Raw genomic sequence first — 15,944 nt, forward strand, 5'->3', positions numbered from 1 at the left:
TTTTTAGCCGGGTGCCGCCGAAGGACGGGTATGACTCAGTCGGGGCTGTCGGACTTCTCGTCGACCGGCGCGGCGGACGACGGGACGGACGGCGGCACGGAAACCGAACGAGAGGATCTGGCCGCCCAGGAGGCGGCCGTCGTCGCCGGCGGCGGGCGGGGCCGCGTCAGCGACGTCGTCGACGTCGACGAGGCGAAGTTCCCGGAGTCGACGGGGACCGTCGAGCTGATGATCACCCAGATCGACTACGCCGTCGAGGGGTACGGCAGCGACGAGTATCCGGTCGTCCACGTGTTCGGTCGACGACCGGCCGAGAACGTCGACGACGCCGACCGCGACACCGTCGAACACCTCCGCGTGCTCGGCGTCGAGCCGTACTTCTACGTCCCCACGGCCGACCTCGACCGCGACCCGGTCGAGGAGTACGACGTGGTGATCGGCACGCGCGAGGAGAACGCGGAGGGAGAGCCGTACGAGAGCATCCGCGGCGAGCCGCTCACCCGGATCGTCACTCGGACGCCCCGCGACGTGGGGAACATCCGCGACGACTTCGCGACGAGCTTCGAGGCGGACATCCTCTTCCCGAACCGCTTCCTGATCGACAACGGGATCAACGGCGGGATCCGCGTCGAGGAGCGCCGCCTCGACGACCGGGAGGGGACGATACAGGTCCACGAGGGGATGCTCGAACCCGCGGCGGTCGACGCCGAGATGCGGGTGAACACCTTCGACATCGAGGTCGACGACCGACGCGGCTTTCCCGAGGACGGCGAGGAGCCGATCATCTGTCTCACCAGCCACGACTCCTACGACGACCAGTACGTCGTCTGGCTGTACGACGCGCCGGAGACCGAGATCCCGCCCCCGGAGGACCTCCCCGACTACGAGGGGATCGTCGGCGATGGGGACGGGGAGCTCGACTTCGAGGTCCGCACCTTCGAGGAGGAGGCCGCGATGCTCGACGCGTTCGTCGAGTACATCGACGACACCGACCCGGACCTGCTGACCGGGTGGAACTTCGAGGACTTCGACGCGCCGTACGTCCTCGATCGGCTGGAGGTCCTCGACGACGGGAGTCAGTACGACCTCTCCGTCGACCGCCTCTCCCGGATCGGCGAGGTGTGGCGCTCCGGCTGGGGCGGTCCCGACGTGAAAGGCCGGGTCGTCTTCGACCTGCTGTACGCCTACAAGCGGACGATGTTCACGGAGCTGGAGTCGTATCGGCTCGACGCGGTCGGCGAGCGCGAGCTCGGCGTCGGCAAGGAGCGGTACACGGGGGACATCGGCGACCTCTGGGAGCAGGACCCCGAGCGCTTACTGGAGTACAGCATCCGCGACGTGGAGCTGTGCGTCGAGATCGACCGGAAGCAGGACGTGATCGCCTTCTGGGACGAGGTGCGCACCTTCGTCGGCTGCAAGATAGAGGACGCGCCGACGCCGGGCGACACCGTCGACATGTACGTCCTCCACAAGGCGTTCGGGAAGTTCGCGCTCCCGACGAAGGGCCAACAGGAGTCGGAGGAGTTCGAGGGCGGCGCCGTCTTCGACCCGATCACCGGCGTCAAGGAGATGGTGACGGTCCAGGACTTAAAGAGCCTCTACCCGATGTGCATGGTGACGATCAACGCCGGCCCGGAGACGAAGGTCGACCCCGCAGAGTACGACGGCGAGACGTACGTCGCGCCCAACGGGACGCACTTCCGGAAGCAGCCGGACGGGATCATGCGCGAGATGGTCGACGAGCTGCTCTCGGAGCGGGAGGAGAAGAAGGCGCTCCGGAACGACCACGAACCGGGTACCGAGCCGTACGAGCAGTACGACCGACAGCAGGCGTCCGTCAAGGTCATTATGAACTGCTTCACTCCGGACACCGAAGTCGTGACTCCCGACGGCGTTCGGTCGATTACGGACTTGGAGGTCGGTGACGCCGTGTACTCGCTCGAACCCGATACGGAGGAGATGGAGGTGAAGACCGTCGAAGAGACCCACGCGTATCCGGATTACCGGGACGAACTCGTCGACATCGAAACGTCGAAGATCGACTTCCGTGTGACGCCGAATCACCGGATGCTCGTCCGGAAGAACGAGACGAACGGGATCACCGAAGACGGGTACAGTTTCGTGGAGGCGGGCGACCTCGACCGGGCGACCAACTACGAACTGCCTCACGACTGGGACGGGCCCGACGGCGAACGGATCGAGGAGGTCGACCTGACCGAGCTCGTCGACGGCGAGTACGAGGTGTGGGTCCGGCCGAGCGTCCACGGCCACACGTTCACCGCCGAACTCGGCTGGACGCCGCGACGCGTGCCGAAGGCGGACGTCGGCGAGACCGGCTACGTGTTCACGGCGGCCGAGTTCGAGGAACACCGCGAGTACGTCGAGTCGGTGTGCGAGACGAGCTACGTTCACCGCGAGTCCGGACGGAAGTGGATTCCGCGGACCTACGACGGAGACGACTTTCTCGAACTGCTCGCGTGGTACGTCACGGAAGGGAACGTGTACACCTCCGAAGAGAAGCGGTTCGGCGACAACCTTCGCGGCTCCGCGACTACGATACAGATCGCACAGGACGCCGTGGCCGACGGCGGCGACTCCGACCACGAGACGATCGGCCAACTCCTCGATCGGATGGGGCTGGACTACTACGTCGACGACCGCAGTTATCAGTTCACCTCGGAGCTGCTCGGCGACCTCCTCCGGGACCGCTGCGGCGACGGGAGTTTCGAGAAGCAGATTCCGGACCGCGTATTCGAGGCGACGAGAACGCAGAAGCGCGCGTTCTTGGAGACCCTGATCGACGGTGACGGTAGCCGACAGACCGGGTCGTGGCGGTACACGACGTCAAGCGAGCGGCTTCGAGACGACGTGCTCCGCCTGTGTGCCCACCTCGGACTCACCGCGAGCTACAATCGGGACAGCGGGAGCTGGCGGATTTACGTCACGGAAGACGCGAAGAACACGCTTCGAATGCACCGGAGCGGAAGTCGAACCGAGGCCGAAGACGGTGTCTACTGCGTGACCGTCGAGGACAATCACACGCTCCTCGCAGGGCGGAACGGGAAGTTCCAATTTGTCGGCCAGTCGTTATATGGAGTCACGGGATGGGACCGGTTCCGGCTCTACGACAAGGAGGGCGCGGCGGCCGTCACGGCGACCGGTCGGGAGGTCATCGATTTCACCGAGGAGGCAGCCAACGAGCTCGGCCACGACGTTGCGTACGGGGACAGCGTCACGGGCGACAGACCCGTCGTCGTGCGCGATCCCGAGGGCATCGTTCGAATCTTGCCGATTGACGATCTCTTCGAGCGCTCGGACGCGACTGCGAGCGAGGATCTGATCGTTACCGCCGACGGCGGGCCCGTCGCTTCGGTGTCGGTTGAGAAGGAACGGGGTCGCGTGGACGGGTGGGAGGCGCTTTCGGTGACCGGGGACGGCGAACCGGAGTGGCAGCCGATCGAGCAGGTGATCCGACACGAGACCGACAAATCGGTCGTCAATCTACAGCACAAGTTCGGCGAGTCGACGACGACCAGAGACCACTCGTACGTCGTCGAAGAAGACGGTGACCTCGTCGAGACGAAGCCAGAAAGCGTCGAAGAACCGCTCCGAGTGCCCGGTCTCCCCGAGGTCGAAACGGTGGAGAGGATCGACGTATACGCCGTGTTGGAGGGGTACACGCGCGAGTACGAGGACGGCCGAAGTGTCGGCAGCGAGAACGCGGCGACGAAGGTCAAACGAGTCCACGCGAACGACGAGTGGGTCTGGTTCGGACACAAGCATCACGATGCGATAGAGAGGAGTATCAAGGTACAGCGATACATCGATTTGGACTCCGAAGACGGACGGGCGCTCGTGCGGTTGCTCGCCGCGTACGTCACCGAGGGCAGTGCCTCGACGATCGAAACGGCCGAATCCAAGTTCGGCGCGAGCATCGCGGAATCCAGAACGGAGTGGCTCGAAGGGCTTCGAGATGACTACCAGCGCCTGTTCGACGGGGCGAGGGCGAGTGTCATCGCATCGGACACGTCCGACGAGCGGACCGTCGAGTACGGAACCGACGACGGGGATCAGTCGGTGACGTACGACGACGGCACCCACAAGCTCCAGATGATGAACGAGCTCTCGGCGGTGTTCTTCCGTGAGTTCGCCGGGCAAACGTCACGTGGGAAGCGTATTCCGGGGTTCGTGTTCAATCTCCCCGAAGATCTCCAACAGCTCTTCGTGGACGTACTCGTAGAGGGCGACGGCTCGCGCGAATTCCCGCGGTACTCGGCCGAGTACTGCGAGCGAAACTTCGACTTCGAGACGACGAGCCGGGAACTCGCGGCGGGCCTCTCGACGCTTCTCACCCAGCGCGGGGAGAAACACTCGCTGAAGTACAGGGAGAACAAGGGGAGCTACACGATTCGAACGTGTGATTACTACCGCAGTGGACGAGATCCGGTCGTCGAGGAAGTGGATCACGATGGGTACGTGTACGATCTCAGCGTCGCCGAGAACGAGAACTTCGTCGACGGCGTCGGGGGTATCGTGCTCCATAACACCGATTCGGTCATGTTGTCTCTCGGCCAAGAGGTGGACAAAGAGGAGGCGATCGAGACCTCCTTCGAAATAGAGGACCACATCAACGAGCGCTACGACGACTTCGCGCGCGACGAGCTAAACGCTGAGTTCCACCGCTTCCAGATCGAGTTCGAGAAACTCTACCGACGGTTCTTCCAGGCGGGCAAGAAGAAACGGTACGCGGGCCACATCGTCTGGAAGGAGGGGAAAGACGTCGACGACATCGACATCACCGGCTTCGAGTACAAACGCTCGGACATCGCCGGGATCACGAAGGAGGTCCAGCAGAACGTCATCGAGACGATCGTCACGGGCGACGACATCGACGAGGACATGGGGGAGGTGAAAGAGTACCTCGTAGACGTCATCGCGCGCGTACTCGACGGCGAGGTCGACGTGGAGGAGATCGGGATCCCGGGCGGGATCGGCAAGAAGCTCGACGCCTACGACACGCCGACCGCGCAGGTCCGGGGGGCGAAGTACGCGAACCTCATGCTGGGGACGAACTTCGGGAGCGGGTCGAAGCCGAAGCGGCTCTACATCGAGAAGGTCCACCCCGACTTCTGGCAGCGGATGGAAGCGGAGGAGGGACTCGACCCGCAGCGCGATCGCCTGTACGGGGAGTTCAAACGCGATCCGGACGTGATCTGCTTCGAGTACGCCGACCAGGTCCCGGAGGAGTTCGAGGTCGACTGGGAGAAGATGCTGGACAAGACGCTGAAGGGGCCGATAGAGCGCGTGATCGAGGCGCTCGGGATGTCGTGGGAGGAGGTCAAGACCGGACAGGAGCAGACAGGGCTCGGCTCGTTCATGTAGTAGAGTCGTGTCTCGGAAAGCAGTTTTCGGTCGTCGGAAAAATTCTTAACGGATTCGAGAGTTTTGACGGGTAGATGCGTAACCATTAACCCCCTCAACCCCCACCGTCAAGGTACGAGGCACGAGAATACACATGGCTACTCTCGAAATCAACGATCTTCACGCACGAGTGGCGGAAGAGGGCGGCGAACGCATCCTTCTCGGGGTCGACCTGACCGTCGAGTCCGGCGACATTCACGCGCTGATGGGACCGAACGGCTCGGGGAAGTCGACGCTCGCGAAGGTCATCGCCGGCCATCCCGCCTACGAGGTCACCGACGGCGAGATCCTGCTTCACCTCAGCGAGGAGGACGTCGCCGACATCGACGCCGACCTGGACGACGAGGACTACCACTGGGAACTCCTCGAGCTGGAGCCGAACGAGCGCGCCGCGCTCGGCATCTTCCTCGGCTTCCAGTACCCCGCCGAGATCGAGGGCGTCACCATGACGAACTTCCTCCGACAGGCCCTCAACGCGAAGGCGGACGAGCGCGAGGAGCTGTTCGAGGACGAAGACGAGGAGTCGGCGGAAGCCGAAGAAGACGACGAGGGCTACGAGACCTCCCCGATGGAGGGTCCCGCGGACGACGGCGAGATCGGCGTCGCCGAGTTCCAGGAGATCCTCTCCGAGAAGATGGAGCTGCTCGACATGGACGAGAAGTTCATGCAGCGCTACCTCAACGCCGGCTTCTCCGGCGGCGAGAAGAAGCAGAACGAGGTCCTCCAAGCCGCGATGCTGGAGCCGAGCGTCGCCGTGCTCGACGAGATCGACTCCGGGCTGGACATCGACCGCCTGAAGGACGTCTCGAAGGGGATCAACGCGCTCCGCGACGAGCAGGGCACGGGCATCCTCCAGATCACCCACTACCAGCGCATCCTCGACTACGTCGAGCCGGACCACGTTCACGTGATGCTCGACGGCGAGGTCGTGAAAAGCGGCGGCGCGGAGCTGGCCGAGAAGCTCGAGGACGAGGGGTACGACTGGGTCCGCGAGGACGCCTTCGAGGCGGCGTAACCGAATGCGGGCACGCGACACACGTAAACACGGGAATCCGTAACAATACACTATGAGTTCACAACAGGACGACCTCAAGGAGACAGACACCGAGGCCCGCTTCGAGTTCAAGAAGGAGGAGAAGTCCGCCTTCCAGACCGAGAAGGGTCTCACCGAGGAGACAGTCCGCGTCATCTCGGAGGACAAGGACGAACCGGAGTGGATGCTGGAGCGCCGCCTTCGCGCGCTCGAGCAGTTCCAGGAGATGCCGATGCCGACCGACTGGCCCGGACAGCCGGACCTCTCGGAGATCGACATCGAGGAGATCGTACCGTACATCCGGCCGGACATCGACAAGCGCGGCGGCGCAGACAGCTGGGAAGACCTCCCGGAGGAGATCCAGGACACGTTCGACAAGCTGGGCATCCCGGAGGCCGAGAAGAACGCGCTCTCGGGCGTCGGCGCGCAGTACGAGTCCGAGATCGTCTATCAGAACATGCAGGAGCAGTGGGAGGAGAAGGGCGTCATCTTCTGTGACATGGACAAGGCCGTCCGGGAACACGAGGAGATCGTCCGCGAGCACTTCATGACGAAGTGCGTCCCCCCGAGCGACAACAAGTTCGCGGCGCTTCACGGCGCCATCTGGTCGGGCGGCTCGTTCGTCTACGTCCCGGAGAACACCACCGTGGAGATGCCGATTCAGGCGTACTTCCGGATGAACTCCGAGGGGATGGGCCAGTTCGAGCACACGCTCATCATCGCCGAGGAGGGCTCGGAGGTCCACTACATCGAGGGCTGTTCGGCCCCGAAGTACTCGGCGTTCAACCTCCACTCGGGCGGCGTCGAAGTGTTCGTCGGCGAGGACGCCCACGTTCAGTACTCGACCGTCCAGAACTGGTCGAAGAACACGTACAACCTCAACACCAAGCGCGCAATCGCCGAGAAGGGCGGGCGCATGGAGTGGATCTCCGGCTCGATGGGGTCGAAGGCGACGATGCTGTACCCGTCGACGATCCTGAAGGGTCGCGGCGCCTCTGACAACCACATCACCATCGCCTTCGCGGGCGAGGGCCAGGACATCGACACGGGCGCGAAGGTGTACCACAACGCGCCGGACACGAAGTCCACCGTCGAGTCGAAGTCGATCGCGAAGGACGGCGGCCGCACCAACTACCGCGGTCTCGTCCACATCGCGGACGGCGCGGAGAACTCCTCGACCGCCGTGGAGTGCGACGCGCTGATGTTCGACAACGAGTCGACCTCCGACACGATGCCGTACATGGAGATCAACGAGTCGAAGGTCGACGTCGCCCACGAGGCGACCGTCGGCAAGATCGGCGACGAGGACATCTTCTACCTCCAGTCGCGCGGTCTCGACGACGACGACGCCAAGCAGATGATCGTCTCGGGGTTCATCGAGCCGATCACGGAGGAGCTGCCGATCGAGTACGCCGTCGAGCTGAACCGGCTCGTCGAGCTGGAGATGGAGGGTTCGCTCGGATAACATGAGCACGCAAGCAATCGAGAGCCTCTCGGAGGACACGGTACGACGCATCGCAGACGAACGCGACGAGCCCGAGTGGCTCTTGGAGACCCGCCTGAACGCGCTTTCGGCGCTGGAGACGGCGGAGCTTCCCGACGTCATCCAGACGCCGGGGCGCCGCTGGACCGACCTGGAGTCGCTGGACTTCGAGGCGCTCGTCGACCCGCTGAACCAGGCTGACGAGACCGAGCGGACCGCGGGCGACGACGAGGTCGTCGTCCTCCCCTTTACCGAGGCGCTCGACGAGTACGGGGACGTCATCGAGGCGAACTTCGGCTCCGTCCTCGATCCCGAGCACAACTACCTCACGGCGCTGTCCGTCGCGCTGTTCACCACGGGAACGTTCGTCTACGTCCCCGAGGGCGTCGACGTCGAGGACGTGACGGTGCGCGCGGAGATGAACTCTCGCTCGCTTTTCAGCCAGACGCTCGTCGTCGCCGAGGAGTCGTCGTCGGTGACGATCCTCGAGTCGATCGAGACCGGTGACGGGGAGGCCGCCGCCTCGGGGGGAGGCGACGACCGGTACTTCTCGAACCTCGTCGAGGTCGTCGCGGGCGAGAACGCGAACGTCCAGTTCGGCTCGCTCCAGAACCTCGACGACGACTCGTACACCTACTCGCTGAAGCGCGGCGTGACCGACACGTACGCGACGGTCGACTGGATCGAGAGCAACTTCGGTTCGAAGCTCACCCGCTCGGACATCGAGACCGAGCTCAACGGCGACGGCTCCGAGAGCCAGATCGTCGGGACGTTCTTCGGCACGGACGACCAGCACTTCGACATCAACGCCCGCGTGTGGCACCAGGCGGAGCAGACGACCGCCGACCTCGTCACGCGCGGCGTGCTCGACGACGTCGCCCGCTCCGTCTACGAGGGGGTTCAGGACGTCGGCGAGGACGCGTGGAACACCTCCAGCTACCAGCGTGAGAACACGCTGATGCTGTCGGACGACGCCGAGGCCGACGCGTCGCCGAAGCTGATCATCCACAACCACGACACCGAGGCCTCTCACTCCGCGACGGTCGGACAGGTCGACGCCGAGGACCTGTTCTACTTGGAGAGCCGCTCGATCGACTCGCGAACGGCCCGGAACATGCTCGTCGAGGGCTTCTTCGTGCCCGTCTTAGAGGAGATCGCGGTCGACGAGTTCCGCGACGACGTCGAGGAGCTCGTCTTGGAGCGTCTCCAGTAGGCCGTCGGCGCCGAGCGGATTTTTTCGACCCCGCCTCACCTCGCAGCGACCGGTCCGCGAGGGGAACGGCTTAAGAGCGACGGCGCCCGAGACGGAGGTATGCGAACCCGTGTATCGCGCCGTCTCGGGTGGTCGCGGTGAGCGTGAGCCAGCGGGTCGCCTCCGACGACCAACTCGCGCGGCTGCTCCAGATCGGAATCGTGCTCGAAGAGGTCGTCGAAGCGCGAACGCACCGCCACTACCAACAGCTGGACGCCGAACTCGACGAGGAGGTGGAGACGCTGCTCGCGGACGCGGCCGAGGAGTCGGCCGACCACCGCGAACGGCTGGAGGCCCTCATCGAGGGGTTGGGCGTCGACAGCGTCCCGTTCGGCGAGATCGAGTCGCTGGTCGACGCCCGCTACGGGCGGACGCGACCGGAGGACTTCGACGACGTGTTGTACGACCAGCTGTGTAACGAGGAGACGGCCTACAAGTTCTACGACGACCTCATCGAAGCGATCGAGGACTCGGACGTGACGTTCTCGATCGACCGCGAGGAGCTGCTCGCGACCCTGACGACGATCCGCGACGAGGAGGCCGAGGGAGTGCGCGAGGTCACGGAGGTCATGGAGCGCCGATGAACCGGACAGACGAGTCGCCGACGAGCGCCGACGGAGGACAGCCGTGAACACCGCAGATCAGTACCTCAAGACGATATACGTCGTACAGGACAGCGAAGACGGCCCCGCGTCGACCGGGTCGATAGCCGACGCGCTCGGCGTCAGCCCGGCCAGCGCCAACGAGATGATCGGGAAGCTCGAAGAGCGCGGGCTCGCGGAACACGAGAAGTACAAGGGCGTCAAGCTCACCGACGACGGTATCGTCCGGGCGAGAGACGCCCTCCAGACCTACTGTATCATCGAACGGTTCCTCGCGAACGTCCTCGCAGTCGAGGACTTCCAGTCCGAGGCCCGCGAGCTGGAGGCCGTCATCGACGACACGGTCGCGGAGCGGCTCGACACGATCATCGACCGCCAGCCGGAGTGTCCGGACTGCTTCGACCCGGAGACGGACGCCTGCGCGTGCCTAGAGATCGCGCCGGCGCCGGTCGAGCCGGAACAGCAGTAGAAGTCGTAGGGACCGTTTTCGAGGGCTTAGACGCCCGTCGAGTAGCGCAGAATGCCCGCGATGCCGCCGAACGCGTCGAGCAGCTGTTCGCCCTTCTCGAAGTCCGTCGAGATGAACTTCGTGTCCGTCCCGCGCTGTTCCGCGATGGCCATCAGGTGTTCGATGACGTCCTCGCGCTCGTCGACCGCGGCCTCCTCGCCGCACTCGCTACACTCGTGGTCGGGCGTCGAGTGTCGCGAGTCGATCACCTCGTACTCCTCGTGGTCGTTCGGACACTCGTAGACGACGACGTCGGAGCGGAGGTCCTCGGAGATGAGCAGGCGGTCGACCGACCCCATGATCAGGTTCCGGCGAGTCTGTTCGAACCCGTAGGTCGCCTCCTCGCCGGTGTTGAGCTTCTCGAAGAACTCCTCCATGTTGCGTTTGTCTTCGACGATCTCCTGGTCGGCGAGCGCCTCGCTGGCGTTGTCGACGAGGTCCTTCAGGCCGGACTCGTCGGTGTACGCCACGTCGAACTTGCCGAGGACCTTGTCCTGGAGCTCGTGGTGGAGGTAGTCGCCGTCGAGGAACTCGTCTTTCGTCGGCGACGGGCCGCCGACCAAGATCCCGTCCAGCTCGTGACGCTTGTCGACGAACAGGTCGTCGGCCATCCCCGCGACCTCCTGATAGAAGTTGTCGATGGCTTCGAGACGCAGGCGGGCGAACCGCTGTGCGGACTGCCCGCCTTTCCGCTGTTTGCCGGGGACGAGCGAGGAGGCGGACTTGACCGGCTCGACGCGTTTCCCCTTCAGCCAGCCGACGTTCGCCTCGCGGCGGTCGAGGACGATGAGCCCGAACAGCCCGGAGTCTTCGAGCATGTGTTCGAGCGGCTCGGTGAGGAACTCCGAGTCGCAGTGGTAGCGGAACGACTCCACCGGCTGCGGGGGCGACTCCAGCGTCCGGGTGACCATGTCGGTCTGGCCGCCGCCGGCGTCGATGGCGCCCGAGAAGATCACGATGCCGTTGTCGGGCGGGAAGGTGTCGTAGTAGCGCAGACGGTCCTTGATCGACGTGAGCGCGTCTTGGACGGCCGTCCGCGTCTGCTTGGACTTGATGTTCGACGCCTCGCTGTGTTCCTGGGTGACGTGGGCCACCACGTCGGAGATCTGCCTGTCTTCGGGGATGTAGATGGTGACGAGCTGGGTGCCGGAGCCCTCGTACTCTTTGAGCTCCTCGATGACCTTGCGGAACTCGTACTTCCGGCGGTCCTCGTTCGCCTCCTGTGCGTCGCTGCTCATTACCTACAGTTCGCCCCCGTGCGGGTAAGTAAGCTTTGACCTCGGGGCTGTGGCCGGCGAGACGCCCCGTGTCGGCGGCGAGGACCCGCGTCAGTGGGGACCGTATCGCCTGGGGTCGCTACGCGTAGTGCGCTTCGAGGTACTCGACGATGTCGTCGCTCTCGTACATCGTGACGCCGCGATCGGTGTCGACGAGGTACGGGATCTGGTCTTCGCCGCCCGCGGTGAGCTCGTCGTGGGTCACCTCGTTGGTCACGTCGCCGCCGGCGTTCCCCGGGAGCCGCGGGTTGTGCGCGACGTACGAGACCCCGAGCTCGGAGAGCGTCTCGCGGACCTTCGCGCAGTGCGGACAGCCTTCCGACTGGTAGAGTTCGAGCATCGACCGACGGTACGGGACGCGGCACAAAACCGTTTGCGGGCGGTGCGAAGCGAGCGCCGGAGCGAGACCGTCGATCCCGGCGCTACATCGACTCCGGCGCCTCGACGCCCAGCACGTCGAGCGCGTTCGCCATCGTGTGTTTCGCGGCCGCGACGACCGCGATCCGGGCGTCGCGCAGCTCGTCGGTCTCGGCGGTCACGACCGGGCACTCGCGGTAGAAGGCGTTGTACGCGTCGGCGAACTCGCGGGTGAACGTCGCGATCGTGTGCGGCTCCAAGTCGTCCGCGGCGGCCTCGATCGCCGCGGGGAAGCGGGCGACCTCGCGCAGGAGGTCGCGGGCCGCCTCGGTCTCTAAGGCCCCCGCGTCCACGTCGAGCGCGTCGAGGTCGACGTCGCCGTCGGCGTCTTCCGTCACGCCCGGCACGTCGATGCCGGCGGCCGCGGCCTCGCCGAGGATGCCGGCGCAGCGCGCGTGGACGTACTGGACGAACGGGGCCGACTGCGCCTCGAAGTCGAGCGCGTCCTCCCACTCGAAGGTGATCGCCTTCGCGGGCTGTTTCGAGACGATGTCGTACCGGACCGCGCCGATCCCGACCTGATGGGCGATGCGCTCGACGTCCTCGTCGGTGAGGTCGTCGTCGCGGATGCGGTCGTCCATCCGGGACTCGACCGCCTCGCGGGCGCGGTCGATGGCCTCGTCGAGGAGGTCGTCGAGCATCACGCCCGTCCCCTTCCGGGTCGACATCTTCCCGTCGGGGAGGTTGACGTACGAGTAGATGACGTGGCCGAGGCGGTCGGCGTCGTTGCCGAGCAGTTCGAGGGTCGCGTCGAGCTGGTCGGCCTGTAGCTTGTGGTCCTCGCCGAGGACGGTGACGGCGCGGTCGTAGTTGGCGAACTTCCACTCGTGGTGGGCCAGGTCGCGGGTGGTGTAGAGGCTGGTGTCGTCCGAGCGCAGGAAGACGAGGTTCTTGTCGATCCCCCACGCGTCGAGTTCGAGCTGCCACGCGTCCTCCTCGTAGACGGCCTGATCTGTCTCCTTGAGCCGCGCGGCGACCTCGTCGGTCGAGTCGTCGCGCATGAACCGCGTCTCCTTGACGAACTCGTCGAACTCGGCGGGGAGGCGGCCGAGACACTCCTTCATCCCGCCGAGGACGGTGTCGACGACCTCGCCGACGCGCTCGTACGTCTCCTCGTCGCCCGCCTCCAGCCCCTGGAGGATCGACTGAATCTCTGCTTCCGCGGTCTCGACGGCGTCGGCGTCGGCCTCCTCCAGGAAGGCGTTCCCCTTGCGGTAGTAGCGCACGAGGTCGTACTCCGCGCGGTCGCGCGCGGGCTCGGCGTCGAGGTCGTCCTCGTCGAACCGCTCGTACGCCCACGTGAACACCGCCATCTGCCGGCCGGCGTCGTTGACGTAGTAGTGGCGGTCCACGTCGTAGCCCGCGTACTCCAAGAGGTTCGCCACGGCGTCGCCGACGATGGGGTTGCGCGCGCGGCCGACGTGGATCGGCCCGGTCGGGTTCGCGCTGGTGTGCTCGACGACCACGCTCGTGTCTCGGTCGGGGAGCGCGCCGTAGTCGGCGTCGACGGCGGCCGAATCGAGCGTGTCCGAGAGGTAGCGCTCGTTCGCGTGGAAGTTGACGTACGGCCCGACGGTGTCGACGCTCGCGACGTAGTCGGCGCCCGCGACCGACACCGCCTCGGCGACCGTCGCCGCGACGTTGGGCGGCGCGTCGCCGACCTCGCCCGCGAGCCGGAACGCGACGCTGGAGGCGAGCGTCGCGTCCATGTCGTCGGGCGGGCGTTCGATGCCGAGGTCGTCGGTCGGGAGGTCGAGCGCGTCGAGCGCGTCCGCGAGCGCCGCCTCGACCTCCGACCGGAACTGCCTGAACATACCGTCCGTTCGACGGGCGGGTTAAAAGGCCCTTCCGAAGCGGCTCGGCGGGCGAGGCGGGGGATCGAACGGGACAGAAGTGAGACACTCGGGACTGCGGTGGCGCGTGCCTGCGAGGCCGCCGTGCGGCCGAGCCGCGAGGGACCGAAGGTCCCTCTGGAAGCCGGCGCGAAGCGCCGGCGACAGCACGCGCGAGGGAGTCGGGCGCTCCGAGGGCGACCGGAGGGAGCCCGAAGGACGCGCCCGACGAGGCTGGGGAGGTGTGAGGCGCGGGGCTGTGCGGTGCGGGGTGGGACTCAAAGGGGCAGGCGCGAGTCCTCGCGCCTGGGGCTTTGGAGGTGCTCTCCGCTGCTCTCTGGTCAATCATTTATAAATGAGCGATCGAGACTCCGGAAGAATATCCCGGGAAAAAGCCGACAGCGTGAGCGTATTCCTATGAGACGATCTCCTCGATCAGCTCTCGCGCGCTCCGCCGGACGGCCGCGTCGCTCTCGATAGACGGCTCCCAGCCGAGGCCCGCGAGCTTCTCGATCGACAGCCGCATCTTCGGCACGTCGCCGGTCCAGCCGCGGTCGCCGCCGGTGTAGTTGTACTCGGGGTCGACGCCGAGTTCGTCGCTCACGATGTCGGCGATCCGGGTCACAGAGGTCGTCGTCCGCGTCCCGAGGTTGTAGACGTTGTACGCGTCGTCCGCCTGCTCGACGACGTGCTGAATCGCGTCGACGCACTCGGAGACGTGCATGTACGACTTCTCCTGGCGGCCGTCGCCGAGGATCTCCAGTTCCGTCGGGTCGGCGTCGAGCTTCTCGATGAAGTCGGGGATCACGTTGCCGCGCTGGCGCGGGCCGACGATGTTCGCGAAGCGGAACACCCACGACTGAACGCCGTAGGAGTGCGCGAACGTCGATATCAGCGCCTCGTCCGCGAGCTTCGCGGAGCCGTACACGGAGATGGGCGCGAGCGGGGCGTAGTCCTCGGGCGTCGGCCGCGGCGCCTCGCCGTACACCGTCGACGAGGAGGTGAACGCGAACCTGTCGACGCCGACCTCGCGCATTCGTTCGAGGACGTTGTACGTCATCGCGGTGTTATCCTCGAACAGCGCGCGGTCGTCGTCGTAGTTCGTGTCGGTGTACGCCGCGAAGTGGAAGACGACGTCGAGTTCGTCGGTGACCGCGCGGGCGACGTCGTCGGGGTCGGTCAGGTCCGCCTCGACGAACTCGGCCCCGTCGGGGACGCGGTCGCGGGTCCCCTTCGAGAGGTCGTCGGCGACGCGGACTGTCGCGCCGCGGTCGAGCAGGCTCGCGGCGAGGTGGCTCCCGACGAGACCGGCGCCCCCGGTCACGAGGACGCGCGAATCGGTGAGGTTCATACCGGCCTGTCGGCCGTCGCGGATAAGTACGTACGGGATCGGGTCGAAGCGATATTCGGCGGAGGGGACGGGGGGTTCGGCGTCTCTCGCTCGGCGACGGTCTCGACGGTTCGCGGAGAGGTTCGGCCGTCGGAGGTCAGACGAGGAGTTGGATGTCCGCCTCGGCCATGTCCCGAAGCGCCGTCGCGGCGCCGACGCCCGTGGTGACGCCGTCGTAGAAGTCGTCCTCGTCGTACCCCATCAGATCGATGGTCATCTGACACGCCTGAAACTCGACGCCCATGTCGAGGCTCGTCTCGAGGAGTTCCTCGATCGTGGCGGTGTCGTTGTCCGCGATCTTCTTTTCCATCATCTTCGTCGTCACGCGGTCCATACCGGGAAGCGCGGCGACGGCGTTCGGGACGGGCATGTTGGGGTTGCCGACGGAGCTGAGCTTGAGGTTCTTCGAGCGCTCCTCGTGGAGGATCTCGAGCCCCCAGAACGTGTGGAAGACGGTCACCTCGTAGCCGAACGCGGCCGCGGTGCTGGCGAGGATGAGCGGCGGGTACGCCATGTCCAGCGTCCCCTTCGTGGCGATGATGCTCATCTTCTTGCCGCCGTCGTCGGTGGTCTCGGCGAGCGCGGCCTCGAGCTCGTCGACGCGCGCGGCCAGCTCCGCGCGCGAGGGCGCCTCGCCGGCCGGAACGTCCTCGGCCGGCGCCTCGTCGGCCGGCACGTCCTCGGCCGGAACGTCCTCGGCCGACCCGTCGAGTGTGTCCGTGTTCATCG

Annotated in this window: 11 protein-coding genes; 6 read left to right on the top strand and 5 right to left on the bottom strand. The window is 65.8% G+C overall.

Features of this window, described 5'->3' with window-relative positions; translation table 11 throughout:
- The first annotated feature begins 30 nt into the window (after positions 1-30).
- From J2744_RS06805 to J2744_RS06830, 6 genes are all read left to right on the top strand, one after another.
- Positions 31-5,382, top strand: coding sequence for a DNA polymerase domain-containing protein (locus J2744_RS06805; protein WP_209545951.1), 5,352 nt, complete (start codon positions 31-33; stop codon positions 5,380-5,382).
- Positions 5,383-5,515: 133 nt separating this feature from the next.
- Positions 5,516-6,436 carry an ABC transporter ATP-binding protein gene (locus J2744_RS06810; protein WP_209545953.1) on the top strand — a complete coding sequence of 307 codons (921 nt, stop codon included), beginning with the start codon at positions 5,516-5,518 and terminating at the stop codon, positions 6,434-6,436.
- A gap of 52 nt (positions 6,437-6,488) precedes the next feature.
- Entirely contained in the window at positions 6,489-7,919 is a 1,431-nt protein-coding gene (sufB, locus tag J2744_RS06815; RefSeq protein ID WP_209545955.1) for a Fe-S cluster assembly protein SufB, read from the top strand.
- A gap of 1 nt (position 7,920) precedes the next feature.
- Positions 7,921-9,150, top strand: coding sequence for a Fe-S cluster assembly protein SufD (gene sufD, locus J2744_RS06820; protein ID WP_209545957.1), 1,230 nt, complete (start codon positions 7,921-7,923; stop codon positions 9,148-9,150).
- A 137-nt stretch (positions 9,151-9,287) separates the two neighbouring features.
- Positions 9,288-9,773, top strand: coding sequence for a ferritin-like domain-containing protein (locus J2744_RS06825; RefSeq protein ID WP_209545959.1), 486 nt, complete (start codon positions 9,288-9,290; stop codon positions 9,771-9,773).
- A gap of 43 nt (positions 9,774-9,816) precedes the next feature.
- Positions 9,817-10,260 (top strand): metal-dependent transcriptional regulator, encoded by a 444-nt coding sequence (locus J2744_RS06830; protein ID WP_209545961.1) that lies wholly within the window; start codon positions 9,817-9,819, stop codon positions 10,258-10,260.
- Positions 10,261-10,286: 26 nt separating this feature from the next.
- Here J2744_RS06830 and prf1 read toward each other — a convergent pair whose 3' ends face one another.
- The 5 genes from prf1 to J2744_RS06855 all read right to left on the bottom strand — a co-directional run bounded on the left by prf1 (position 10,287) and on the right by J2744_RS06855 (position 15,942).
- Positions 10,287-11,537, bottom strand: coding sequence for a peptide chain release factor aRF-1 (gene prf1 / locus J2744_RS06835; protein ID WP_209545964.1), 1,251 nt, complete (start codon positions 11,535-11,537; stop codon positions 10,287-10,289).
- Between the two features lie 118 nt (positions 11,538-11,655).
- Positions 11,656-11,916 carry a glutathione S-transferase N-terminal domain-containing protein gene (locus J2744_RS06840; protein WP_209545966.1) on the bottom strand — a complete coding sequence of 87 codons (261 nt, stop codon included), beginning with the start codon at positions 11,914-11,916 and terminating at the stop codon, positions 11,656-11,658.
- A gap of 82 nt (positions 11,917-11,998) precedes the next feature.
- Entirely contained in the window at positions 11,999-13,807 is a 1,809-nt protein-coding gene (argS, locus tag J2744_RS06845) for an arginine--tRNA ligase (RefSeq protein WP_209545968.1), read from the bottom strand.
- 433 nt (positions 13,808-14,240) lie between these two features.
- Entirely contained in the window at positions 14,241-15,176 is a 936-nt protein-coding gene (locus J2744_RS06850; protein WP_209545969.1) for an NAD-dependent epimerase/dehydratase family protein, read from the bottom strand.
- A 136-nt stretch (positions 15,177-15,312) separates the two neighbouring features.
- Positions 15,313-15,942, bottom strand: a complete 630-nt coding sequence (locus J2744_RS06855) for a DsrE/DsrF/DrsH-like family protein (protein WP_209545971.1) — start codon at positions 15,940-15,942, stop codon at positions 15,313-15,315.
- Positions 15,943-15,944 lie beyond the last annotated feature (2 nt).

Source organism: Halorubrum trapanicum, assembly GCF_017873555.1.
In the GTDB taxonomy this organism is placed as follows: domain Archaea; phylum Halobacteriota; class Halobacteria; order Halobacteriales; family Haloferacaceae; genus Halorubrum; species Halorubrum trapanicum.